The following is a 25,359-nucleotide window of genomic DNA, read 5'->3' as shown; positions in this document are numbered from 1 at the left end:
TTGGATATGAAGGAAGTTGTTTACGTAGTATCTGATTCAGTCGGGGAAACGGCGGAATTTGTAGTAAAAGCTGTGGCGACCCAGTTTAACGGGGGACAGGTCGATATCAGAAGAAATTCATATGTTGAGGATGAGGAAGACATTGAGGATGTCATCATGGTCGCGAAGCAGGGGCGTTCAATAATCGCTTATACCATCGTCGTTCCAGCACTTAAGGCTTATCTTGATAAAAGGGCTCAGGAGGAAGGCATCTATGCGGTTGATTTGCTCAATCCATTGATGAATGCCTTTGAAAAGAAGTTCAATAAGGAGCCAAACCATCGACCAGGCATGATGCGCAAGCTGGATGATGAATACTTCCGTAAAATTGAAGCGATTGAGTTTGCCGTCAAATACGATGATGGCAGGGACCCTCGGGGCATTTTGAGAGCGGATATCGTTCTTGTTGGGGTTTCCCGTACTTCAAAAACACCCTTGTCGATGTATCTTGCCCACAAGCGCTATAAGGTGGCCAATGTACCGATCGTTCCGGAAGTTAAGCCGCCAGATGAATTGTTTCAAGTGCCTAGAAGCAAATGTGTAGGTTTGATCATTTCGCCGGATAAGCTTAATGAAATCAGGACGGAAAGGCTGAAAGCGCTCGGTCTGGGCGCTCGGGCTAATTATGCAAGCTATGAACGAATCCTGGAAGAGCTGGATTATGCTGAAAAAATCATGAAACGTGTTGGCTGCCCTGTCATCAATGTTTCCAATAAAGCGATTGAAGAAACAGCAGGATTGATACTCGATATTTTAAAAAGTGAGAGGAGTTTTGGCTGATGTCTAAATTTGTTTATCTTTTTAATGAAGGAAATAGCGGAATGAAAGAAATCCTGGGAGGTAAGGGAGCGAACCTGGCGGAAATGACGCGTATCGGGCTTCCTGTACCTTTTGGATTCACGATTTCTACGGAAGCATGTAATGCCTATTATGAAGCTGGCAAGACGATTCCTGCAGAAGTACAGGCTCAGGTTCTTGAAGCTCTAAGTGATCTTGAAGCGAAAACGGGCAAGAAGCTTGGGAATCCTGAGAACCCGCTGCTGGTATCAGTTCGTTCTGGTGCAGTATTTTCCATGCCTGGAATGATGGATACGATCTTGAACCTTGGTATGAATGATGAGACAGTTGAGGGGATGGCGAAACTAACCAACAATCCACGTTTTGCCTATGACTCATACCGCCGTTTTATCCAGATGTTCAGTGATGTCGTCCTCGATGTTGATGTCTTTTTCTTCGAGCGCTTACTGGAAGAAACCAGGGAAGCGAAAGGATACAAAGCAGATCCAGAAATGACTGCAGAAGATTGGAAAGAAGTTATCCAAGGCTATAAAAATATCGTTACAAAACATACAAGAAAGCCTTTCCCTCAGGATCCTAAGGAACAGCTATTCCTTTCCATCAACGCTGTGTTTGATTCCTGGAATAATCAGCGTGCGATTGTCTATCGCCGTTTGAATAAAATTCCTTCACATCTGGGGACAGCTGTTAATATCCAGAGCATGGTATTCGGGAATATGGGGGATGATTCCGGAACTGGTGTTGCTTTTACTCGTGACCCGTCAACCGGTGAGAGTATCCTGTATGGCGAATACTTAATCAATGCGCAAGGCGAAGATGTTGTGGCTGGCATTAGGACACCTCAGCCAATCCAAACATTGAAAAATGAAATGCCTGCTGTTTATCAGCAATTCGTTGAAACCTGCAATCGCCTCGAACAGCATTATGAGGATATGCAGGATATCGAATTCACCGTTGAACGCGGAGAATTGTTCATCCTTCAAACCCGGACCGGGAAACGTACTGCTCAAGCAGCTATCCGTATTGCGACAGAGCTTGTGAATGAAGGAATCATTGATAAAAAGACAGCCCTTCTTCGTGTGGATCCGGAACAGCTCGATCAGCTTTTGCACCGCCGTATCGATGAGAATTTTGAACGGAACCAGCTGGCAAAAGGACTGCCTGCTTCACCAGGAGCCGCTACTGGGAAAGTCGTGTTCGATGCCGATGAGGCTGAACTTCTTGCAAATGAAGGTCAAAAAGTCATTCTTGTAAGGCCTGAAACGACTCCGGATGATATCCATGGAATCATTGCTGCCCAGGCGGTCGTCACAAGCCGCGGCGGTATGACAAGCCACGCCGCTGTAGTAGCGCGTGGTATGGGTAAGGCTTGTATCTGCGGCTGTGAAGCGATGAAGATCGACTTGCACGAAAAGCAATTTCGTGTTGGCGATGTGATCGTTAAGCATAGTGATATTATTACAATCGACGGTGGAACCGGTGAAATCATGCTTGGTGAGATCCCAATGATCGAACCTGAGCTTTCAGAGGAGTTCCAGCTTCTTCTTTCATGGGCCGATGAAGAGCGGGAAATCGGCGTTCGTGCCAATGCAGATAATCCTGAAGATTCTGCCAAGGCACTGGAGTTTGGTGCGGGCGGTATCGGACTTTGCCGCACGGAGCATATGTTCATGGACGCTGCAAGGGTCCCAATTGTCCAAAAAATGATTCTTGCCGAAACATTTGAGGAACGGAACGCCGCATTGGATGAACTATTGCCGATGCAGAGAGAGGACTTTGAGGGAATCCTTGAAGTGATGCAGGGATTGCCTGTAACCATTCGTTTGCTTGATCCTCCTTTACATGAATTCTTGCCTGATAAAGAAGAACTCTTAGTTGAAATAACGAAACTGCAAATCCTTGATCCTGAATCGAAAGAGCTTAAGGAAAAGGAAGCGTTGTTAAAGAAAGTAAGACAATTGGATGAATTCAATCCAATGCTAGGCCACCGTGGCTGCCGCCTTGGAATGATCCACCCTGAAATTTATGAGATGCAGGCAAGAGCCATTTTCTACGCTGTAGCCAATTTAGCTGATAAAGGAATTGATGCACAGCCTGAAATCATGATTCCGTTAGTTGGCCATGTGAATGAATTGAAGGAAATGCGTGAGCTTGTGAACGCGGCAGCGCAAAGCATCAAGGAAGAAACCGGGAAGAATATTGAATACACGGTCGGAACAATGATTGAAATTCCACGTGCAGCATTGACTGCAGACCAAATCGCTGAGGAAGCGGACTTCTTCTCATTTGGTACGAATGACCTGACACAAACAACATTCGGCTACAGCCGCGACGATGCAGAAGGCAAATTCCTTCAGGCTTATATTGAACAAAAAGTACTTCCTGAAAACCCATTTGCAGTACTTGATCGGGAAGGAGTAGGCAAATTGGTTGAGACTGGTGTAGAACTGGGCCGTAAGACAAAGCCTGGCTTAAAGACTGGTATTTGCGGGGAGCATGGCGGTGAAAAGTCTTCGATTGAATTCTGCTACAATGCTGGGCTTGACTACGTAAGCTGTTCACCATACCGTGTGCCGCTTGCGAGACTGGCAGCTGCTCAGGCAACAATCCGCCACGAGAGAAACAACGAAAAAGAGGCTGTTATAGCCAAATAACCCTTAATGGGGAGCGTGATTTCAATATCGCGCTCCTTTCATTTTAATTTGATTTTTCCTTATTAATAGGTAACTGATGGAAAAAAGGGTATACTAACCTATATACGCAATTCCTCGGGTCTTCTGGTGTTTCCACTTACCATGAGAAGGCGTGAGACCAAACCAGAGAGGATGAGGGAAATGTTAGTGAAACTTTATCAGGCAAAAGCTGGCGATGGCAGCAAGAAAAAGGGATTGAGGAGAACGCAATCCTATTTTATGACACCTGAGGATGCATTATCAGAAGCATTCGCTTTGAAGGAAAAAATGGATTCAAAATATGCAAATGAAATAGAATGGGATTATCAAGGGCCTTTTACAGGTACCTCTGAAAAAATGAAAATACTTAAGGGATACTTAAAGGGCAACAAACAAAGCAGTCCGTTCTACCTTGAAATCCTGAGTGTCGAGAACGTCGATAAAATTAAACCCGTGTCACCAATCAAGCCTAAAAGGTTTACTAAGGATGACCAAAAGGTACAAACCAAAGTCATGCAAAAGTTGAAAGTGAAGAACGCCTAATCAAGCCGTTCCGCTGTTTTTAAGGTTCATATCAGATGGAAGGGCATGCACAGTGGTTGTGCGGCCCTTTTTTTGGTTTTCGAGACACTTATCGTGATTTTTTGTTGATTAATTTACATATTTTAAGGGGTTCAGCTATGAAGCAAATTGACATGATCCACCAGCAGGCCGTGGAGAATACTAAAACTAAAATAATGGATGATATCGAAAAGTTCCTTGGAGAACAGGAAGTCCTTCCTGATTTCAAGGAGTATTTAGATAATAGAAGTACTTATATCAGCCAGATCTGGCTAAATGTGTGGCTGACAAAATCCACGAACGACTTCTCGAAGCGGGATAAAAAGGCTTTTTTAAGTGAGCGTGGTTATGTCGTTGAAGGTGTGGACCGAAAGCTGATCAATAAGCTTTTCAGAAATGAGATGAGGGACTATGAGCCCTTCAACACCAAAGAATGGGTAAAAACCAAGATTGATGAACAAAGCTGGGAAGAGCAATATCACAGCGCGAGAAAGAAGTTCCTCAAAAAAGTGGAGGAAGCCCGGTTGCTTGAGCATAAGGCAGGCATTAAGGAAAACATATACCAGGTTGCCCAAACTGTCTTAAGTGACTTCCAGGAATCAGCCTATCTAAAAATCAGGCATATGATGGCAAAGGAATTAAGGAAGGTTTTTAATGAGAATCAGAAGTTTGAGGATATCGATACACACATGCTGGAAGAAAGATTGACTGTGATTGGATCTTTCAATCCGGACGATTATAGAACCATGGCTGACTTTTATGATGAACTGACAGGCCAGATTCACCAAATAGCCAGCTGGGGGCGTTTTTATTTTGAATATGAGACCTATGAGTTTCATTTCGAAAAAAAAGTTTTAGAGTATTTTACCCAGATAGCTGCAGAAAAGATATTGGGGAGTCTGAATCAGCAACTGCTCAGCGAGTATGAGGAAGTGTTTGAGGACAAACTTTCAGCTGGAGAGGTGAAAAGAATTACTAAAGACCTCACTGGAGTTTATTTAGACGGTTTTCTTTTCAAGCTGCAGGAAGAATATATAACGGATTTAATGACTCTGGCTGATACAGAATTTGATGTAACGGAACATCGAGCAATGTACGAAAGAGACCTTGGAGAGAGGATACGCAGGAAAGAAGAAGAGCGGGCAGAGCTTGAGCGGAAAAGGGAAGAAGAAGCTCGCATGCTGGAGGACATATTCGGCCGTGAATACAATCCTTCACTGAGGAGAAATGTTCGATATACACTTCATATCGGTGAAACGAATACAGGTAAGACCCATCACGCTCTCGAAAGGATGAAGGAAGCAAAAACTGGTTTGTATTTGGCTCCGCTTCGTCTGCTTGCCCTTGAGGTTTTTGAAAAACTCAACTCTGAGGGTGTTCCATGTTCCCTTAAAACGGGAGAAGAAGAAAAGCCTGTGGAAGGTGCCAACCATATATCCTGCACAGTGGAAATGTTCCACGAAAAGGACTTTTATGAAGTAGTAGTTATTGATGAGTCTCAGATGATCGCTGATAAGGATAGAGGATTTTCCTGGTTCAAAGCCATTACAAATGCAAATGCAGAAGAAGTCCACATCATCGGCAGCAAAAATATCAAGTCCATGATGATGGACCTGCTGGATGATGGAGTGGCAGAGATTTACGAATATACCCGTGATATCCCGCTCCAGGTTGAGAATAAAGAGTTTAGCCTGAAGTATACCAAGAAAGGAGATGCTCTTGTTTGTTTTTCTAGAAAACAGGTGCTTGAAAATGCTTCGAAACTCCAGAACAGTGGCCGCCAGGTGAGTATGATTTATGGAAGTATGCCGCCAGAAACAAGGAAAAAGCAAATGGAGCGTTTCATCAAGGGAGAAACAAGTGTAGTGGTTGCAACCGACGCGATTGGAATGGGGCTGAATTTGCCGATCAGGAGAATTGTCTTTTTGGAAAATGAAAAATTCGATGGAACGAGACGCAGGAGGTTGACTTCCCAGGAAGTAAAGCAAATAGCCGGCCGTGCCGGCAGAAAGGGCATATACAATGTCGGACGGGTTGCTTTTACCTCAGATATAGGCTTGATGACAAAGCTGCTTGAAAAAGAAGATAAACCAGTAGAAACATTTTCGATTGCTCCCACCTCGGGGATCTTTGAGAGGTTCCAAAAATATCACCGTTCTCTTGCGGTATTTTTTGAACTATGGGATAAATTCGAGAGCCCTAAAGGGACGAATAAAGCTTCACTTTCGGAAGAAAGGGAGTTGTACGAGTATGTCAGGGATACTGAAATCGAAGCCAGACTGCCGATGATGGAGCTGTATGGATTTCTTCACTTGCCTTTTTCGTCCAAAGAACCTGCCCTTATTGAACAATGGCTCGAAACCATCAAAGCAATTGTCGCAGATGAAGAATTGCCTGAACCACCTGTGAAAACTGCTTCTCTGGAGGAGCTTGAGCTATCTTATAAAGCGATTGGCCTTCATCTGTTGTTTTTATATAAGCTCGGAAGGAAAACAGAGGCTGTTTACTGGGAAAGGGTTCGTACGGAGTTAAGCGACGATGTTCATGAATTCCTAAAGTCAGAAGTCAAAAATTATAAAAAGAAATGCAGGCATTGTGGAAAGGGAATTCATGTCGATTCCCCATATCAAATATGTGATTCCTGCTACTCAGCAAGGAACAGGAAAAGGGCAGACAACAGGGATCGCTGGAGATAGTCATCTGTATGCAGGGCTTCGAAAATGAAGCCCTGCTACTTTTAGGTACGGTAGTATATAATAGCTCAACCGCCATATGATTATAGAAGGAAAAAATAAAAAGGTGTGATCAGATGACTGTTCACGTAGTTAGGTCAGGCGAAAACCTTTGGGCAATTGCCAGGACATATGGTGTATCGATCCAAAGTATTGTCGATGTCAATGGACTTCCTTCCACCACCTTAATCATTCCTGGGCTGGCACTATATATTCCAGATCAGCAGCCTATTATTCGCTATTATAAAATTAAGGCTGGAGATACATTGTGGAGAATTTCTTTGCAGTTCAGGACGAGTGTCAGCAGCATCGTGAGTGCGAATCCGGGACTGGATCCAAATAATTTGTATATTGGCCAGAACATCAATATTCCCTCCCCTGTTCAACCACAATTCTCAACTCTTGGATTTATCGTCCCTGGCTCCTCTCCAACCTTCCTTGCCGATTTGGACAAAATGGCACCTCATTTAACTTTCATTGCTGTTGCGGCATTTTCCTTCACAAAAGAAGGGTATGCCTATGTTTTAGGAGATGATGGACCTATTGTCCGCAGATGCCAAGAATTGAACATCATCCCCTTATTATTGATCCAAAACACTACTTCGGCCGGTTTCAGCAAAGAGCTGGCAGGCAATGTTCTGGGAACCCCAATATATCGCAGAAACCTGGTTGCCAGTTTAGTAAATTTAGCGAACCAAAGAGGATATGCTGGTATAAGTGTGGACTTGGAATTTATTCCTCCGCCTCAGAGAGAAGATTTCAACAGCTTCCTTCGTGAACTGAAAGAGGCCATGGGCAACCTGATATTACATGTGAACGTCCATGCAAAGACAGAAGATATCCCGACCAATCCGATCATCGGAGCCTATGATTATCAATCGATTGGAGAGATTGCTGACATTGTGGCCGTAATGACAATTGACTACGGTTACCCTGGAGGTCCGCCTGATCCTGTTTCTCCTTTATGGTGGATCGCACTCGTAGTCAGGTATTCATTGACCTTGATTCCTCGTGAAAAGTTGCAAATCGGTCTCCCGCTTTACGGTCATGATAAAGTGGTTTCGACCAATCAATATCGTGCTCTCTCCGTCCTTGACGCACAGAATCTTGCTATTTCTACCGGTGCGGTCATCCAATTTGATGCAGCAGCCAGGGCACCATGGTTCCGGTACTGGAAAGGGGCTGAAGAACATATAGTCTGGTTTGAGGATATCAGGAGCTATGTTGAAAAATATAGATTGATTGATTTATATGAGCTTTATGGCGCAACCTATTGGCAACTTAGTTTGAAGGCTCCTCAAAATTGGGCTTACTTGGATAAGGTCGATGTCCTCAAACGATGAATTATTAGACTAATCCTCCCAACTTGTGGCTAAATTCAAAGCCTGAACGCAGTGGGGTAAGCGGGTATTTAATAATTCATAGTAAGCATCTGTTTCTTAATGAAACAGGTGCTTTTTTACTTAATAGGGTAATTGTCTGCTTTTTTGGGGTATTAGTAAGTAAATTGATTCAAATAAGAGGAGGTCCATGAAATGAATAATTTTCTGAAGAGCGGCTTTTTACTCGGGCTGGGAGCTGCAGTTGCCGGCAAGGAAAAAGTAGATGAAACCATCATGAAGCTGGTGGAGAAGGGGAATATGACTCAGGCTGAAGCTGACACGATCTTCGATGACTTTTTTAAAAAAGGTGAATCGAAGAGTGAGGAATGGAATGGAGAATTCAGAGAGATGGCGAGGAAGCAGCTATCAGATCTTGGATTCGCAACAAGGGAAGAGTTAGACACTGTCAAGGCACAGCTTGTGATATTGCAAAAGGAAATTGCACAACTGCGAAACAACGGATTGAATAATGATATTGACCAGGTTGAAAATGGAATGGAGAATGTTCCTCCTGGATTTTCAAAAGACATTGATTAGCAGCGGGTGATGGAATGTTGACGGACCGATTGAGACGTTTAAATAGATACAGAGAGATTGCATCAGCCTTTGTTAAGTACGGTTTTGGCTATGTGCTTGAAGAGGTGGGGCTCTTCCATGTCCTTTCTTTGAAGGATCGGATTGCTGCTGATGTGAAGAGCGGAAACACAAAAGAGGCGGGTTACCGTATGAGATGCATGCTGGAGGAATTGGGGCCAGCTTTTATAAAGCTCGGGCAGCTCCTAAGCATCAGGAGTGATATGCTGCCAGAAGAGATTGTTAAGGAATTGGAATTGCTTCAAGACCAAGTTCCCCCTGTGCCGGTTGATGAAATAAAGGAGAAACTTCATCATGAGTTTGGCAGGCCTGTTGAGGATGTGTTCCAATATTTTAACGAGAATTACGTTGCAGCCGCGTCGATTGGACAGGTTCATGAAGCCATACTGATAACAGGGGAATCTGTCATGGTCAAGGTCCAGCGGCCGGGCATTATCCAGACTGTCCATACTGACCTTGAAATTCTAAGGGATATAGCAAGATTAATTGAACAGAGATATGATTGGGCTCAATACTACAATATTACCGACATGGTAGAAGAGCTGTCTGAGTCCATTCGCAGGGAACTCGATTATACGGAAGAAGCACGAAATACGGATATGGTCCAGATGCAGTTTGAAGATTGCGACTCTATCAAAGTTCCTGTCGTTTTCCATGACTTTTCGACGCCACAGATCCTGACCATGGAGAAGGTTGAAGGAATCAAACTCAACGAATTGAATAGGACTATGATTCAGGATGAGGAAAGACGAAGGATTGCCGATCTTTTGGTAAGTGCATTCATAACTCAAATTTTAAGGGAAGGTTTTTTTCATGGTGATCCACATCCTGGCAATATCCTATATAATCCTGAAGCTCAACAGCTGATATTCATTGATTTTGGACAAGTAGGCCGGCTGTCAGCAAGGTTAAGACAAGATACTGCCTCGATGATGATGGGCATTATGCAAGAGGATACCCACCGAATCGTCAGGTCGATATTCAAAATGGCTTATGTTCCTTCAGACATTGATGAACAGCATTTTTATGACCGGGTAGATGGAGTCAGGAAAACGGTTGAAAGGTCATCAAAAGAGGGATTAAGCTTAGGAATTACGGTCAAGGAATTGTTTGCGGCTGCTCAGGAACATCGAATTATCCTACCTAAGGAAATGACGATGATGGGAAAAGCGCTGATGACGATTGAGGGCATCATTTCTGAAATCGATCCAAGTCTTGACATGATTGAGCTGGCGAGGCCCTATGGAGAGCAGATCATGAGGGAGCGATATGATCCGATAAAAATGGGCAAACGGCTTTGGAATAGGGCGGAGGACTTAACGGATACATTCTCCAATATTCCGAATCAAGTTGAAAATGTTCTGGATCAGGCTTCTAAGGGGGATCTGAAATTTGAAATAAGCTTATCGGAAATAAATCGGATTCTCCATAAGTTTGACAGGATCAGCAACCAGGTTTCCTTCGGTTTGACACTGCTTGCTTTCAGTATTGTTGTCCTAGGGCTAATTGTCGGGGCAACATTTGGCAATAATACAATATTGACAAGCGTACCTGCAATTGAAATAGGGTTTATCATTGCATTCGGAATGTTTTTATGGATTATTTATTCTATATTAAAGTCGGGTCGCTTTTGATAAGACTTTTAGAATAGGCAATGTCGACCCCATTGCCTATTTTTTATGTGAATCGATAGGTGTGTTCAATAATTTTTTTCGGAGGAGTTTATTATGCCTTGCAGAACGACTGATGAACTGAACGAACTGGTAGATGAAGCAAAAAAGTACACTGAGGGCGGAAAGGTAGCAGACTATATTCCTGCATTGGCGAAAGCGAATCCTGAAGAGTTGTCTGTCGCGATTTTTCATGAGGATGGAACTTGTGTTTCTGCTGGAGACATCCATCAAAAATTGACATTGCAAAGTGTATCAAAAGTGTTGACGCTTGCGCTTGCCCTGATTGATTACGGGGAAGAAGCTGTGTTCAACAAAGTGGGTTATGAACCAACTGGCGATCCCTTCAATTCAATTGTCAAACTGGAGTTCAGCCCTTCGAAACCGTTGAATCCTATGATCAACGCAGGTGCATTAGCCGTTACACATATGATCAAAGGGCAGGACGCAGAGGAACGATTCGAACGGATACTCTCTTTCATTCAGGAGCTGGCTGGAAATTCTTCAATTGGTTATTCACAGGAGGTTGCAGAGTCAGAATATGAAAGTTCCGATCTAAATAGAGCTTTATGCTACTTTTTGAGGCAGCATGGGGTGATTGATGAGAATGTCGAAGAATTGCTTCATGTCTATACGAAGCAATGTGCAATCGAAATGGACTGTCTTGATCTTGCCCGTATTGGCTGCGTGTTCGCAATGGATGGTTTGGAGCCGGTCACAAATCGCCGTTTGATACCGGCCCATGTCGCACGCCTTTGCAAAACGTTCATGGTTACCTGTGGGATGTACAACGCGTCAGGAGAGTTTGCAGTCAGGGTAGGGATTCCTGCTAAAAGTGGGGTATCTGGCGGGATTATGGGGTCAGTGCCAAACCGGTTTGGAATTGGCATTTTAGGGCCAGCCCTGGACGAAAAGGGAAATAGCATTGGAGGAATCAAGCTGCTGGAAAGCATGTCTGCCAAGTATAATATGAGCATGTTTTGAGGCGTATTTGGGAGAATCAATTGGTCAGAACCAAGAGCAAAGGACGAGTACATGAGTACCGTCCTTGTTTTTTTAAACAATATTAGCCCCCGAATGCTTCAAGGATATCTTCAACTTCTTTCATGTTGAGTAATTTTGCAGCATCTGTTTGTTCATTCATGGTTCTTGCCTTAACAGTTGGCTGGATAAGATAGCTGCCATTTTCCAGCATCGATCGTATGTCAGCCAGCTGCTGGAGGATTTCGGCAGACCCTCCATTCAATACGGGTTTTGGCGTAAGGTAATGATGGAGAGCGGATAGAACAAGATGACCCAGCGAACTGTTTTCGGCATGGTATTCGATCTGGTCAACGATTTTTTGTGAAACCGAATAAGACTCACCGGTTTTGACATCAATATATCGTTCAGGGACAGTTATCGCGATTTTATTAACGTAATCCGTATAGGTGTTTGACATACCGATCATCCTTCAATGGAAATTAGTTCCTCGGTATTCTCATGTTGTTTTTTAAGCTGGTTCATTTTGGCTAAAATCATGAGTCCGAAGACGTTCAGTTTTTCCAGGTTTTCTGGAAAAGTCAGCTCAATCGGGCGCCCCTTATCAGCCCATCTTACTGCAGCTTCCTGAATTTGTTTTTGGGCCAATTTTGCTGCCCCGCCCACGGCGATGTAGCGGGATGCCCCTTTGATTTCGCTGGAACTGCTTCTCGCGCGGTCAAAGTGCTCAAGATACTTTATAGCCATGATTCTTAATTGGGGAATTACATACTTGCTAATGTCTTTCCTGACCCCGGCAAAGGGTTCGACATACCATTCTGATTGACCTGCAAACAGCTTTTCTTCAAGCTCGGACCTTGAATCAAAAGTATATAATTCATTCTTGCTTACCTTTTTTATAATCGTATCCAAAAAAAGATTGATTCCAAAATGATCACCTTCAACTGAGGCAACAGGTTTGCTGTTCTTGATTCCAACAAAGTCGACTGAATCCCCGCCAAGGTCACCAATGATGATTCCTTTCTTGGAATCCTTCACGAGGGTGTCGTCCTTAATTGTCAATGTGTCAATGTCCCGAATTAAACCTAAATAGGCACATGCTCCCTCGGCACCGACAATGACATCCTTGATTTCGAGTTTGACAATCAGTTCTTTTGGCTCAGGAATTCCCGGCACCTTATGCAGAGTGATGGTATGGGTGCCAATTAACTTTTGCTTCAGTAACTCTTTTCTCTCCTTATATTGTGTGGTTGGAAGAGATACAGCTAATTGGTCGATGCAATAGTTCAATTCAATATCGGTTGAATTTATGACAGAAGCATGGTAGGCTGCAGCGGCGAACAGAAGGATATATGTGCGGTCTTCGTCAGCTTTTTGATTATTGCTTGCGGTCAGGCTGACATTTCTTTGCTTGGCAGCAGCCTTTCCAGCATAAAAAATTTCTCTTTTGTTTGTGATCGCCGGGCTTTTTATCTCTACGATCAAATTTTCCTCGAGAATGATATCTTCCTCGTCATAGGGCTTTTCATAAAACTCATCATCATACAATGCGATGGCGTTTGGCATTTGGTATTCCCTGAGCTCTCCATGATCAGAGGCCAGGACTTTATACCAGCTGTTCCCTATGTCGACAGCGAAATAATTATAATTGTTCATTTTATCCTCCTCCTTTTGAATCCTATGCAAAACGCATGTTCAATTGTGCAAGTACCTAATTTTTTTGGAATGAAAGAATTACATTCATGAACAAATCAAGAAATATGAAAAATCCGCATATGTACTGATGCATTCATCTAGTCCAAAATATCTGGAAGGAATAGGATAAATTGTACAAGAAAATTAAAAGGAGGAAATATAATGACTAATGACCATAAAGGGAAGCGTGGATGCGTTAGTGTCAACAAGTCTGCGTCCAGGAATGAATGTGTGAACGTCCCAACCCCAGGATTGCTCCCATCTGCTAATCTTCCTGTTACTCTTGCGGATATAACCATAACAGACCATCTAGTTGCCGACATTCATTTCCCAGATCCGGTACTTGAAATCAAGGATATCAAAAAAAGGGTGAAAATCGTCCAGTGCAGATTGCTCATAGGTCCTACATCAGATCCTGTTACAGGAATCCCACTATTTATTAAAGGTTTCATCCGCAAAAATATCCAATATGCAACGCCATGTCCGCATGCTAAAAGTGACTGTGTATCTTCAGAAATGCGCTCGTTGACTGTAGATGTGCCATTTGAGTGTGTAACTGTTGTAACTGATTTCTTGACTGATCCAATTCTCCCGATTTCCAATACTCGTGAAGAGTTTGACTTCTTCAGGGCACAAAGCCTGGGCCATGGATATCCGGAAAAAGATCAGATGCTATCCAGCGACCTATCACAATTCCATCAGGTAAGCACACAATTCTACAATCAAATTCCATTCTGTGAACTGGTATCAAGCAGCATTGTTCAGTGGGATGAAGCAGTAGATCGTTATCCTTTACCTAATAATGGACCATTCGAAGAAGGAACATTCCACAATATTGTGGAAAAAACATTCTTGCAATTCCGTGTAAGAGTTTACCAGAACCAGCAAATTGCCCTTAATGGCAATGGGTAACCCTAATTATTAAATAGGGTAGATAAGATTCCACAAATGGCGATGACAGCTGTCATCGCCATTTTTATTATACATATTCAAGACAATGTCTTATCGCTATTAGAATAGTAGCAAAAAAAATGGCAAAAAAATTTTTGCGATGGTATTTGGCCAGTACATCACAAATAAATAAAGGATTTACACCGCCTATCTGCCTTGAAATTTCAGAAAGCATAGGGGCATACGCCTAGACCCAAAAAGTCGAAGCGCATAGGATAGAGCATCTTCACTCTAAGGAGTTTTAAGGAGGAGCCATGTATGTTTGAACTAGATAAAAATAAAAAGCCTGATTTTGAGTGTAAGCCTTCAACCGATCACTTTGAATGCTCACCAAAGCATCATCATCCACATGTAAGCCTAGGAAAGGTCGTAACGAAAGTTCCAGTCGTTCTGGCGGAACTGACTTTGCACGTGAATCTGGATACAATGATTAATTTCCCAGAGCCGGTGCTTGAGATTAAGGATATTAAAAAGAGAATCAAACTGACCCAATGCAGATTGCTATTGCCAACGAATAAATTATTCATCAAAGGGTTTGTAAGGAAGAACATCCAATACGCAAGTCCGAGCCAGGATATTGAAGCTTCTTCATCCTCATCAGTAGCTTCTGACCTGCACTCTTATACAGTCGACATTCCGTTCCAGGTAGTAACAGAGGTAAAGAACTTCCTATCCCATCCTGTCATGCCGCAAGTGAACAACCGGAAGGAATTTGATTTCTTCGTCTCTAAACCTTTGCCAACAGGATTCCCGGAAAAAGATGAATTACTGACAAGTGACTTGAGCCAATTCCACCAGGAAAGCTCTCAACATTATAATGAATTGCCTTTCTGTGAATTGGTTTCCAGCCAAATCATCGAATGGGATGAAGCGATTGACCGTCAGCCGCTTCCAACATCATCACCGATCGATGAAGGATATTTCCAGACAATCGAAGAGAAAATGGTCATTGATTTTACTGTTCGTGTTCTTCAAAATCAACAAATCCGCGTTTCTTCAGCAACAAATGATCCAGATTGCTATGACGAATCAGAGTAAATAACAGAAAAAAGCGGGGTATTATACTAGGCAACATTAGTATATGCCCCTTTATGTTTTTACCTCTTTAAAGAAGGAGGGTAGGGATAGGTTGCAATATAAGCAGACCCTTCCATAGAAGATGGAAAACAGAAATAGAACATTTCATGAGATGAATTTGTTCCAGGGCAATTGGCGAAATCATTCAGTGGGTCGTGAGGAATCAGAGGTTGACTCACAAATGGGTGAAGTATTCGATGAAATCGATAAGGGGCGAGCCCGAGAATTCTATGAAACTGGATTCCGGCCTAAGGGAAAAAGTTCAGGGAAGCCATTGATTCTCGCTCCTCCTGTGATTCGAAGTGTCGAAGAAAAACCTCCTTCAAGGAGACAATTTACAATAGAAGAAGTCGAGGAAGAATCAAGTGACATATTAGAGGTTATTGGCGGAAGCGACGAGTATATAGAGGAGGAAACTCAGGAAGAGTACGAGGAATCCTCTAGTGAAATATTATTTGATGAGTCCAGCAATCTCCCAGATGAAGAAGCAAGTCAGTTATTCGCTGTAGATGAATCCGCAGACGAACCTTTTTACTATGAAGACCGTGATGAATCAGTTGAATATCAACATGGATCCGATGATCATGATTATGAATCCGATGATCATGCCTATGAATCCAATGATCTTGCCTATGAATCCTCTGAATCGTCCTCGGAACCAATGAAATTAGCAACAGCCGCATATAGTGGGAAGAATTCAATGACGGAACTCACGAAAGTAAGGCTGCCATTGCACCTGGCAGATGTTGAGCTCGAAATTGACATTTTTGACACTTTCACACTCGCAAGGCCTATTTCGGATGTGTCTAATGTCGAATGTTCACTACATTCGATTGATGCGGAGGTATTGCTGCCTTCAGCGAGCTTATTCACTAAAGGCACACTTCTGTTGAATATCGATTATGCTTGTACTGATAAATCTGGGACCATGCACTCTCTTATGATTCACATCCCGTGGAAAAAAATCATTCCTGTAAAATGGATTCATCAGCCCGAGCTTTCTTCCAAGAACAGCAAGGAATATTTATTTACTTCAAATCTTGGCATGGAAGAAGGATATACTCGCGAGTATCGTGAGAGTTTAGTAGAAAAAGTGGAGTTTAGCCTATCAGGTTTGCATTGTGTTTGGAATGAACAATTCATTCATAATGGCAGAGTGATGGTCCAAGGCACTGCAAAGATGAAAATAGATCTATTTCAAAAGCAATGTTTGGATTTAAATAGGTTACTCTCAAAATAATATATAAACAGGGTGCCTCAAGCGAGGCACCCTTGCTTTTAATATTAGCCATCATGGCGTTTCATTAATTCAGCCATTCTGTGCTTCATGTTTTTGGGCTGCTGTTGGACAATTTTATCGCCTGATTCCAAATAGGATGATGATGAAGATGAAGATGATTCTTCTTCATGTTTGTGTCCATAGGAATGGTCTAAGTCAACCTGCTGCTTCTGTAGCAATTTGAAGAATAAGCCAACTTCCATCTTTTCTGTGATGCGGCTGAATCGGCCCCAGTTGTCAAAATCCTTGTAAAGGTCAAGGTCATTGACAAAAGATGCAAGCAGTTTGCAGTCAATCGGCTCATTATAGTACTCATACGTAAATGCACCAGAAGTACAGTTATCAGCACCATGGCCTTTCTTATCGATGAATCTTCTTTCGTACACGGTGTTCTTTTGGCTTAAGTTTTCGTAATCTGGGTAATTGTAGACTTTGACAGCCTGGCTGCAAGTAAATGGTACATCGACGCTGTAGTCCTTCAATACTCCGCTGCACTGCTCTACATATTGGATATTCTTGTGGACAACACCGGATATATAGAGTTTAACCTTGTCATAGTCCATTGCTGAACGGATGGCCTTACATTGCGTAAGCGATACGTTCCTGCGCATGTGCTTGATTTCGCGTGCTGCTGTAGGGAGTTTAATGTCACTTTCGACTTCTACTTGCAGCTCAACTTCAGCTAGCGCGACATCAATGTCAGCAACTGGATACTTAAGGTAATTGCCATAAGGATAGTAAGAATCATTATCGCAATCAACCCGAAGCGTTTTTGCTTCATCGCATGAAAGCTGTGGCGGGCAGCCATGGTTTGAATTGCAACCTGTATTTCTCTTCATATCTTTCACTCCTTTTTTTTTAATCAAAAGCAGTAAGAAACAGTATAAGTCTGCTCCTTTCTTTTGACTTACTATTTTATATGCCAGTACTACAGTAAATGAATAGACGAATGATAGAGGGCAATCACATATTTTTTACGTCAGGGAAGTGGAGTTAATAGGATTCGGGACAAGTGCTGAGTTTTAGAGGCAAAATGGAACCCCACATAGAAGTGGGGTGGCTGTTTTGTGTGACTATTCAGGAAATCAGCGTCCAGAGCATAATAGCTTCTTAGGATCCATTTTTTTCGCTTTTACTGGAGGGAAGCAGGTAATGCCGACAAAATCTTTCAAATCGACTTCAAAGCAAGCCCCCGTTCTTACGAAGCCTTCAATTCCATGTTGTTTCCCTTCACAACGTTCCGGACAGAGCAGCTCAAGAATCGCACAGCATTTGGAACCCTTAGTAAAATCAACTACACGGAAAAAACTAGACTTGATATCATAAAAGCATCCATTGATTTTAACAACGCCTGTACCCACGAAGGTCTCACAGTCGCCTTTGCTGCACCCGCATAATAATTTGAATGGGATTGTATCGAAGTTTGACTGTTTGCACTGATTTAAGAGTTCTCTGATTGATCTTTCACAGCTGACATCACAACCATCTTTCTTATGCTTTACTTTATGCTGTGCATCATTAATGTCCCTGACCTTTTTGCACACACAATGATGGGAGTGTTTTTCATCATGATGGCTTTTTTCGCAACCACAATCATCATCGTCCCAATCCTTATGATCATCCCATTTTTTATGATCATCCCAATCCCTATGCTTGTGATCATCCCAATCCCTATGGTCATCATATTTTTTGTGTTTCCCCATATCGCGGTCCCTGGACTTTCCTTTTTTATGATCGTAATCATCGTCAGGTCGATGATCATCTTTGTAATGATAATTCATAAAACGTGCCTCTCCTTTCTTATAGAGTGGTGTTATACTTACAAGATATGGGGAAAAGCAGTGGTTTGTATGGGGATGTGACTATACAAAAGAAATTCTTCAAGAAATTTTTGGGAAACTGAACTAGAAAATTTGCTATTTGCCTATTTTCCATTCAATATAAATATCAGCAAAACGATTATGGAGGCCATCATAATGTTGAAAAAACAGATAGAGAAGTATATAGGATCTCAAAAGGGTACGGTTGAATTACATAATGAAGAAAAGGAATATGCAGAACGTCAAGGATTACTTAATGGTGTCCAGGTAAAATTATCAGAGCCTGGCGCCCGTTTCAAGGATGCTTATATTGAGAGAGGCAACAAAGAGACTGAAGAGTTCCTAGGTGAAGAATCATCGCAATTTCTTAGTCAGCCAATTGGTTATTTCAAAGAACGGAATAATGAATTCATGTACTTGGAATCCAGGTGGTTTGAACTGATTGGAGTCGATGCCGTCAGTTTTGAAAAAGATGATGTGTTCGGAACATATGATGTCATGCTCGGACTTAAGCTTCAGAAGAAATATGAAGCGGACATCAAGAAATTCCTTGAAGAAAACCTGCAAGGAGATGGGTCCAGATTTGACTTGATGTTCGATGCGAATGAAGGAGTATGGAGCCTTAACTTCGCATTGAATGGACTTAAAGGATACAAAGAGGTTCTATCCATCGGAGAGGCTTATAATCTGATCTATGGTTTTCTTTTTGGTCTCGCAGAGTCAATAAAGAATAGGTAACCGAAAAGCGCCTGATGGGCGCTTTTTTCAATGCTTTAATATGGTATCATACTACTATATTAGAATACTAAAATTTCCCATATCTGTTGACATTCACTGCGAGGAACCATAAAATTAATATAAGTTATTAGTCAATAGGTAAAATTCAGAAAACGGGGTCGGTCATGAGTAAATTAGCGATTGGGAAAACAGCGATCCTGCTGGCGTCATTCACAGAAGAAGAAATGGCTTTTTTTCAGGATACCCTTAAAGGTGTAAGCTATTGCCTTGGCAAAGTAGGCTCGATGAATATGCAAAAAGTTATTTCAGCAGTGGAGACAGCTGCCAAACGTCATGGTCTCATACATCCCAATTTGTATCGTGAAACCCATGCTTTATACCATGCAATCATGGAAGGCATGGAAGGGGTGACACGGGGCCACCTGTCCATTGGTGAAATGAGCCGTACTGTCGGCCTTCGATTTGCCGTTGTCCGTGGTACACCCTTTTCCGATGAAGAAGAAGGAGAATGGATTGCCGTCGCGTTTTATGGAACGATTGGCGCTCCTGTAAAAGGGTCTGAACACGAAACGGTCGGTTTAGGAATCAATCATATATAAAGTTGCATTGCCTATAGTCCACTAGTCAGTAGGAGGCGATGATGGTTAAGTATGCCATTGTCGTCTCCTTTTTATTTTATCCGATCAGGAGGTTACTTGAATGGTTGTTTTAACGGGAGAAACGTTAACTTTGGAGCAAATCAAGCAGGTCTGCTATCTCGACGAGGCAGTCGCCATCAGTCCAGAAAGCATGAAGAAGGTTACCGAGAGCAGGGAAGCGGTAGAGAAAATCGTTGCCGACAAGCGTACGATCTACGGAATCAATACAGGATTCGGTAAATTCAGTGATGTCATCATTGATGAACAAGATGTCAATGCATTGCAGTTAAACCTGATCAGGTCTCATGCCTGCGGCGTAGGGGAGCCATTCCCCGAGGTCGTTTCACGTGCGATGATCTTACTTAGGCTGAATGCGTTGATTAAAGGTTTTTCAGGGATCAGGCCGGTTATTGCTGAAAGGTTGAAGGAATTGCTCAACCTCAGGATCCATCCGGTTGTCCCGCAGCAAGGATCACTTGGTGCATCGGGGGATTTAGCGCCGCTGTCCCATCTGGCATTAGTATTGTTAGGCGAGGGGAAGGTTTTCTATCAGGGAAGGGTATGCCTGACAGAAGAAGCATATACAAAAGAAGGTCTTGAGCCAATCGTATTACAGGCTAAAGAAGGTCTGGCGCTGATTAATGGAACGCAGGCAATGACGGCAATGGGTGTGGTGAACTGGATCGAAGCAAAAGACCTGGCACATCAATCAGAATGGATTGCTGCCCTAACAATGGAAGGATTGGAAGGGGTCATAGATGCATTCCACCCTGCTATTCATGAAGCTCGCGGCTACAGACAGCAAATAGAGGTAGCGGAGCGCATGAGAGATTTACTGGCAGGCAGCAAACTGACGACACGACAAGGTGAAAAAAGAGTACAGGACGCGTACTCATTAAGATGCATTCCCCAAGTGCATGGAGCATCATGGCAGGCGCTCGACTATGTAAAAGAAAAGCTGGAGATTGAAATGAATGCAGCTACAGACAATCCGCTCATTTTTGACGGGGGGGAAACCATCATTTCAGGAGGCAACTTCCATGGCCAGCCAATTGCGATTGCAATGGATTTTATGAAAATAGCTGTTGCGGAACTTGCCAGTATTTCTGAAAGACGGATTGAAAGATTGGTCAATCCGCAATTAAATGACCTCCCACCTTTCTTGAGTCCGCAACCTGGACTTCAGTCAGGTGCGATGATCATGCAATACAGTGCAGCATCACTCGTTTCTGAAAATAAGACCCTTGCTCATCCTGCAAGTGTAGATTCGATTCCATCCTCTGCCAACCAGGAGGATCATGTGAGCATGGGAACCATTGCTGCCCGCCATGCACACAGTATCATCCAAAACGTCAGGCGTGTACTAGCAATTGAATGTATCTGTGCTCTTCAGGCAGTCCAATATCGTGGTGTTGATAAAATGGCACCTAAAACTTGGAGCTTCTATCAAGAGGTAAGAAAGATCGTTCCATCCATCACAGAGGACCGGATTTTCTCTGAGGATATCGAGAGGCTTGCAGATTGGCTAAAAAAAAATAGACATCAGTGGACAGCTGTAAAACAGCAGGAGAGTCTGGTTTAATACTATAAAAAATTGAGGAGAGTGGAAAAAATGGCAATTAAAGCAAAGCGCAATATCAAAGCAAAAAAGGGCCTTGAACTGGAGTGTAAAGGATGGGAACAAGAAGCTGCATTAAGGATGCTCTATAACAATCTTGATCCAGAGGTGGCTGAAAAGCCTGAGGATCTTGTTGTTTACGGAGGAATTGGCAAAGCAGCACGTAATTGGGAGGCGTTCGACGCTATCGTTGAAACGCTGCGCAGGCTGGAAAATGACGAAACAATGCTCGTTCAATCCGGTAAACCTGTCGCTGTATTCAAAACGCACGAGGCTGCACCAAGAGTGTTAATCTCCAACTCTGTTTTGGTACCTAAATGGGCAAATTGGGATCACTTTCACGAATTAGATAAAAAAGGATTGATGATGTACGGACAAATGACTGCTGGAAGCTGGATTTACATTGGTTCCCAGGGAATCCTCCAGGGCACATATGAAACATTCGCAGAGGTAGCGAGACAGCACTTCAACGGAACGCTTAGAAACACCATTACGCTGACTGCAGGGCTCGGCGGCATGGGTGGAGCCCAGCCTCTAGCGGTTACGATGAATGATGGCGTCTGCTTAGCTGTGGAGATCGATCCAGAACGGATCAAAAAGCGAATTGATACTCGTTATTGCGACAAAATGACCCATTCAATCGATGAGGCAATTGATTGGGCAAATGAAGCAAAGCATAAGGGAATACCTCTCTCTATTGGTCTGGTCGGGAATGCTGCAGAGGTCCATCTGGAATTACTGTCCAGGAATTTTAAGGTGGATATTGTAACGGACCAGACTTCTGCTCATGATCCATTGAATGGGTATATCCCGGTTGGTTTTAATTTGGAAGAAGCGGCTAAACTTCGTGACGAAGATCCTGAAGAATATGTAAAGCAATCTTCCTTCTCAATGGCAAAGCATGTCGCTTCCATGCTTGAATACCAGAGGAGAGGTGCTGTCACATTTGATTACGGCAATAACATCCGCCAGGTTGCCAAGGATCATGGTGAGCAGCATGCGTTCGATTTCCCAGGATTTGTTCCTGCCTATATCAGACCGCTTTTCTGTGAAGGTAAAGGGCCTTTCCGTTGGGCTGCATTATCTGGAGACCCAGCAGATATTCATCGGACAGACGAACTGATCAAGGAGCTTTTTCCAGAAAATAAAGCCCTTCAGCGCTGGATTGACATGGCACAGGAAAAAGTGGAATTCCAGGGTCTACCGTCAAGAATTTGCTGGCTTGGCTATGGTGAGCGAGTGAAGATGGGATTGGCAATTAATGAACTGGTGCGTAAAGGTGAATTGAAAGCACCGATTGTAATTGGTCGCGATCATTTAGACAGCGGGTCGGTCGCTTCTCCAAATCGTGAAACAGAAGCAATGAAGGATGGCAGTGATGCAGTTGGTGACTGGGCGATTCTTAATGCGCTAGTCAATGTTGCTGCAGGCGGCTCATGGATCTCTGTCCATCATGGCGGGGGCGTAGGCATGGGATATTCCCTGCACGCAGGAATGGTCGTGGTGGCGGACGGTACTGACCTTGCTGAAGAGAGGCTTAGGAGGGTCCTGACTACAGATCCTGGAATGGGTGTTGCCCGCCACGCTGACGCTGGCTACGAAAAAGCGATCGAAACAGCGAAAGAAAAAGGGGTTGACATCCCGATGCTTCCCTAATTTGGAGGAGGCAATGAGAATTATAATGAGGCATTGCATTTAGGGGATTTTAGAAAGAAAGGATGAGAATATTGACATATGATGTAATAGTTCACAATATAGGTCAGCTCATTTTGCCCAAAGCTTCCGATTATCCATTGAAGGGGCAGGATATGAAAGAACTCAACATAAGTGAAGACGCAGCAATAGGAATACAGGACGGGAAAATTGCCTGGGTTGGTCGCGATGCTGAAGCAAGGTCACTTAAATCTACCGAGAGAATTGATGCCGAGGGCAAGGTTGTGTCTCCAGGGCTTGTTGATCCGCATACACATTTAGTATTTGGCGGTTCCCGAGAACATGAACTTTCATTGAAGCAGGCTGGAGTACCTTATTTAGAAATCCTCGCTCAGGGGGGCGGGATTTTATCAACGGTAGGTTCCACTAAAAAAGCGACAGAGGAAGAATTGTATAAAAAGGCTTCTTTCCATCTTGAAAGAATGATTTCCTACGGAGTTACAACCTTGGAAGCAAAGAGTGGCTATGGTCTGGATGCTGATACAGAACTTAAGCAGCTGAGGGTGGTCAAACGTTTAAAGGAAAAGTACCCAATATCTGTCGTTTCAACATTCCTTGGTGCGCACGCTGTGCCGCCTGGATTCAAAGGGAAAGAGGATGAGTTTCTGGACGAAATGGCCAGGTTGTTCGAGGTTATCAATGAAGAAGAACTTGCAGAGTTCGTGGATATTTTTTGTGAAACAGGTGTTTTTACAATCGAACAGTCAAGGAAGTTTTTACAACAGGCAAAGGAAAAAGGATTTGGTCTGAAAATCCATGCTGATGAAATTGACCCGCTTGGAGGCACGGAAATGGCCGTATCATTAGGGGCGGCAAGTGCTGACCATCTGGTTGCCGCCTCAGATGAAGGAATCAGACAGCTCGCGGAAGGCGATACAGTAGCAGTTCTGTTGCCAGGAACGACGTTTTACCTTGGCAAGGACCATTATGCCCGTGCGAGAAAGATGATTGATGAGGGTGCGGCAGTCGCTTTGGCGACAGATTTCAATCCCGGAAGCTGTGTGACTGAAAACCTGCAAATGATTATGTCACTCGCTGCATTAAAGCTGAAAATGTCCGCTGAAGAAATTTGGAATGCAGTCACAGTAAATGCAGCCCATGCAATTGGAAGAGCGTCTCAGGCAGGATCATTAGAAATAGGACGTTCTGCAGATTTCGTCATCTGGGATGTACCTAATTATCAATATATCCCGTATCACTTTGGTGTAAATCATGCACAAAGTGTCTACCATTCTGGTAATAAACTTTGGGAAAGGACCGCTTATGGTGAAATTCAGTTATCTTCAGCCAGGTAAGCCAGCGGTTTTCAAGGACCGGTTCGTCACGAAGGTCAATGAACGGGTAATACCTTATTCAGAGGGCGAAACTGGCAATATCGGCTTAATCGGTCTTCCATACTCTAAAACATCCATTTCTTTATCACAGGCATCGGATGCGCCTAAAACGATCAGGGCAAGCTTAAGCTCATTTTCAACTTTTTCTGGAGAAAGAGCCAAAGATTACGAGAATGTAAAGATCCTTGACTTTGGCGATGTGCAAACACATCCAACTGAGATGGAGGAATCCATTGAAAGACTTTATGTAAGTGTCAAGGAAATGCTTGAGAAAAATGCCTGCCAAAGGTATATCATGCTTGGCGGAGACCATGGTGTCAGCTATCCTTCCATTCGGGCCTTCAAGGAGCACTACGGGGAAATAGGAGTTATCCAATGGGATGCACATCATGATGTCAGGAATCTTGATGATGGCGGACGGACAAACGGCACACCATTCCGGAGCCTGATTGAAGGTGGACATTTAAAGGGTGCGCATCTTGTCCAGATAGGGATTCGTGATTATGCAAATGCGAAAGAATATCATGAATATACAAAAGAAAAAGGGATTTCTGTCTATACAATGGAAGATATAGAGATTTCAGGGATCATTCCTATCATTAAAAAGGAACTGGAAAGACTGTCTGAATTAGTAGATATAATATACTTATCTGTTGATATGGACGTCGTCGACCAGGCATTCGCGCCCGGGTGCCCGGCTATTGGACCGGGTGGGATCACCAGCAGGGAATTGCTTGCGAGTATTTCAGCTGCTGCCTCCCATGAAAAAGTAAAAGCGATGGATATCGTGGAAATAGATCCATCAAAAGACTTCCGGGATATGACAAGCAGGCTGGCCGCTGCCGCCATGCTTCGTTTTATGTACAACTAAAAAAATTAATCAGCCTGCAGACCAATCATTGTCTGCAGGCTGATCTTTTTAAGGAAAAGGTGGTGAAGATGCTTAGTTAGTAGAAAATATACAACCTAGCGATCAGTGAAACCAGAATTTGAACAGCATTGATAGCAGTATCAATTGTCTTGACTTCAACATTTTTCGAGCCTTAAATAATTGTATTTTAATTGTA

At 43.3% G+C, this 25,359-nt stretch carries 21 protein-coding genes; 17 read left to right on the top strand and 4 right to left on the bottom strand.

What is annotated here, in order from left to right:
* From LGO15_RS14325 to glsA, 8 genes are all read left to right on the top strand, one after another.
* Positions 1 to 819: a pyruvate, water dikinase regulatory protein gene (locus LGO15_RS14325; protein ID WP_167832506.1), complete on the top strand. Its 819-nt coding sequence runs from the start codon at positions 1 to 3 to the stop codon at positions 817 to 819.
* Positions 819 to 3,491, top strand: coding sequence for a pyruvate, phosphate dikinase (gene ppdK / locus LGO15_RS14320; RefSeq protein WP_167832507.1), 2,673 nt, complete (start codon positions 819 to 821; stop codon positions 3,489 to 3,491). The genes LGO15_RS14325 and ppdK overlap by 1 nt, the downstream gene beginning before the upstream one ends.
* Before the next feature lie 180 nt (positions 3,492 to 3,671).
* On the top strand, positions 3,672 to 4,052 hold the full coding sequence (locus LGO15_RS14315; RefSeq protein ID WP_167832508.1) for a hypothetical protein: 381 nt from the start codon (positions 3,672 to 3,674) through the stop codon (positions 4,050 to 4,052).
* Between the two features lie 137 nt (positions 4,053 to 4,189).
* Positions 4,190 to 6,766: a DEAD/DEAH box helicase gene (locus LGO15_RS14310; RefSeq protein ID WP_167832509.1), complete on the top strand. Its 2,577-nt coding sequence runs from the start codon at positions 4,190 to 4,192 to the stop codon at positions 6,764 to 6,766.
* A gap of 113 nt (positions 6,767 to 6,879) precedes the next feature.
* Positions 6,880 to 8,145, top strand: a complete 1,266-nt coding sequence (locus LGO15_RS14305) for a LysM peptidoglycan-binding domain-containing protein (protein WP_226085130.1) — start codon at positions 6,880 to 6,882, stop codon at positions 8,143 to 8,145.
* A gap of 192 nt (positions 8,146 to 8,337) precedes the next feature.
* Positions 8,338 to 8,721 (top strand): phasin family protein, encoded by a 384-nt coding sequence (locus LGO15_RS14300; RefSeq protein ID WP_167832511.1) that lies wholly within the window; start codon positions 8,338 to 8,340, stop codon positions 8,719 to 8,721.
* Between the two features lie 14 nt (positions 8,722 to 8,735).
* The gene (locus LGO15_RS14295; protein ID WP_167832512.1) at positions 8,736 to 10,412 is read left to right on the top strand and encodes an ABC1 kinase family protein; all 1,677 of its coding nucleotides are present in this window, start codon (positions 8,736 to 8,738) and stop codon (positions 10,410 to 10,412) included.
* A gap of 93 nt (positions 10,413 to 10,505) precedes the next feature.
* Positions 10,506 to 11,432: a glutaminase A gene (gene glsA, locus LGO15_RS14290; protein WP_167832513.1), complete on the top strand. Its 927-nt coding sequence runs from the start codon at positions 10,506 to 10,508 to the stop codon at positions 11,430 to 11,432.
* Positions 11,433 to 11,514: 82 nt separating this feature from the next.
* On the opposite strand, the gene LGO15_RS14285 is transcribed toward glsA, so the two are convergent.
* The gene (locus LGO15_RS14285; RefSeq protein WP_167832514.1) at positions 11,515 to 11,889 is read right to left on the bottom strand and encodes a hypothetical protein; all 375 of its coding nucleotides are present in this window, start codon (positions 11,887 to 11,889) and stop codon (positions 11,515 to 11,517) included.
* A 5-nt stretch (positions 11,890 to 11,894) separates the two neighbouring features.
* Positions 11,895 to 13,085: a ParM/StbA family protein gene (locus LGO15_RS14280; RefSeq protein ID WP_167832515.1), complete on the bottom strand. Its 1,191-nt coding sequence runs from the start codon at positions 13,083 to 13,085 to the stop codon at positions 11,895 to 11,897.
* Between the two features lie 201 nt (positions 13,086 to 13,286).
* Here LGO15_RS14280 and LGO15_RS14275 point away from each other — a divergent pair, with 201 nt between their 5' ends.
* From LGO15_RS14275 to LGO15_RS14265, 3 genes are all read left to right on the top strand, one after another.
* A complete protein-coding gene (locus LGO15_RS14275) occupies positions 13,287 to 14,036 on the top strand; it encodes a CsxC family protein (RefSeq protein ID WP_167832516.1) in 750 nt (249 codons plus the stop codon).
* Positions 14,037 to 14,333: 297 nt separating this feature from the next.
* Complete coding sequence (locus LGO15_RS14270; RefSeq protein WP_167832517.1) at positions 14,334 to 15,113, top strand: CsxC family protein; 780 nt, start codon at positions 14,334 to 14,336, stop codon at positions 15,111 to 15,113.
* A gap of 220 nt (positions 15,114 to 15,333) precedes the next feature.
* Positions 15,334 to 16,392, top strand: a complete 1,059-nt coding sequence (locus LGO15_RS14265; protein ID WP_167832518.1) for a hypothetical protein — start codon at positions 15,334 to 15,336, stop codon at positions 16,390 to 16,392.
* Between the two features lie 44 nt (positions 16,393 to 16,436).
* On the opposite strand, the gene LGO15_RS14260 is transcribed toward LGO15_RS14265, so the two are convergent.
* Complete coding sequence (locus tag LGO15_RS14260; protein ID WP_167832519.1) at positions 16,437 to 17,270, bottom strand: CsxC family protein; 834 nt, start codon at positions 17,268 to 17,270, stop codon at positions 16,437 to 16,439.
* A gap of 246 nt (positions 17,271 to 17,516) precedes the next feature.
* Complete coding sequence (locus LGO15_RS14255; protein ID WP_167832520.1) at positions 17,517 to 18,212, bottom strand: CotY/CotZ family spore coat protein; 696 nt, start codon at positions 18,210 to 18,212, stop codon at positions 17,517 to 17,519.
* A gap of 195 nt (positions 18,213 to 18,407) precedes the next feature.
* Here LGO15_RS14255 and LGO15_RS14250 point away from each other — a divergent pair, with 195 nt between their 5' ends.
* From LGO15_RS14250 to hutG, 6 genes are all read left to right on the top strand, one after another.
* A complete protein-coding gene (locus tag LGO15_RS14250; RefSeq protein WP_167832521.1) occupies positions 18,408 to 18,989 on the top strand; it encodes a branched-chain amino acid aminotransferase in 582 nt (193 codons plus the stop codon).
* Positions 18,990 to 19,153: 164 nt separating this feature from the next.
* The gene (hutP, locus tag LGO15_RS14245; protein WP_167832522.1) at positions 19,154 to 19,588 is read left to right on the top strand and encodes a histidine utilization transcription antiterminator HutP; all 435 of its coding nucleotides are present in this window, start codon (positions 19,154 to 19,156) and stop codon (positions 19,586 to 19,588) included.
* A gap of 100 nt (positions 19,589 to 19,688) precedes the next feature.
* Positions 19,689 to 21,209 carry a histidine ammonia-lyase gene (hutH, locus tag LGO15_RS14240; RefSeq protein ID WP_226085129.1) on the top strand — a complete coding sequence of 507 codons (1,521 nt, stop codon included), beginning with the start codon at positions 19,689 to 19,691 and terminating at the stop codon, positions 21,207 to 21,209.
* A 30-nt stretch (positions 21,210 to 21,239) separates the two neighbouring features.
* On the top strand, positions 21,240 to 22,901 hold the full coding sequence (hutU, locus tag LGO15_RS14235) for a urocanate hydratase (RefSeq protein ID WP_226085128.1): 1,662 nt from the start codon (positions 21,240 to 21,242) through the stop codon (positions 22,899 to 22,901).
* A 62-nt stretch (positions 22,902 to 22,963) separates the two neighbouring features.
* On the top strand, positions 22,964 to 24,253 hold the full coding sequence (gene hutI, locus LGO15_RS14230) for an imidazolonepropionase (protein ID WP_226085127.1): 1,290 nt from the start codon (positions 22,964 to 22,966) through the stop codon (positions 24,251 to 24,253).
* A complete protein-coding gene (hutG, locus tag LGO15_RS14225; protein ID WP_167832526.1) occupies positions 24,222 to 25,163 on the top strand; it encodes a formimidoylglutamase in 942 nt (313 codons plus the stop codon). Before hutI ends, hutG begins: the two co-directional genes overlap by 32 nt.
* The last annotated feature ends 196 nt before the right edge of the window (positions 25,164 to 25,359 follow it).

The organism is Mesobacillus sp. S13 (assembly GCF_020422885.1).
GTDB lineage: Bacteria > Bacillota > Bacilli > Bacillales > Cytobacillaceae > Mesobacillus > Mesobacillus selenatarsenatis_A.
This window is presented reverse-complemented; position numbering and strand designations above follow the sequence as displayed.